Genomic DNA, 578 nt, shown 5'->3' on the forward strand with positions numbered 1-578 from the left:
GTTCTGGGCTCCAACCCGATTTCTCGTGCAAACGCGCGGGTCTCATGGGCTCGATACGCCGAGCCATTATCAGTCAGCCACTCCACCGGTGATGCCGGCAACGAATCCCCAAAGCGATGTTCGACAGACCTCAGCATGACATCTTGCACAGTGTCACTATCGTAACCCCCAGTACTGGCCGCCCAGTCCAACGCTTCCCTATCGCAGCAATCCATGGCGAACGTGACACGTAGTTTTTCACCGTTATCGCAGCGAAACTCGAAGCCATCTGAGCACCACCGTCGATTGCTCTCCTTGACGGCAACACGCCCCTTATGTGCCTGCTGGGCCAATGGTGCAGCTGGTTTTCTTTCCAGCAGCAAGCCATGTTCGCGCATGACGCGATATACCCGCTTAGCGTTTACCACAGGTTGTTCTGTTGCCTCAGACTGACGCCGTAACAGCGCCCAGACCCGGCGATAGCCATAGGAGGGAAGCTCTGCCATCGCCTCCATGATACGGCCAAGTAAGGCTGCATCATCACGCTGGCGATGATGACGACCATCTTGCCAACCCGGTTTTCGATGAACACGAACGGA

1 protein-coding gene is annotated in these 578 nt (G+C 56.4%); it reads right to left on the reverse strand.

Annotated features, from left to right (window positions below; genetic code table 11):
* On the reverse strand, positions 1–578 hold a 578-nt coding region (locus J9889_RS13135), incomplete at both ends, for a DDE-type integrase/transposase/recombinase (RefSeq protein WP_210556953.1).

This window comes from Aeromonas sp. PrichA-15, from assembly GCF_017939245.1.
GTDB classification, from domain to species: Bacteria; Pseudomonadota; Gammaproteobacteria; order Enterobacterales; family Aeromonadaceae; genus Aeromonas; species Aeromonas caviae.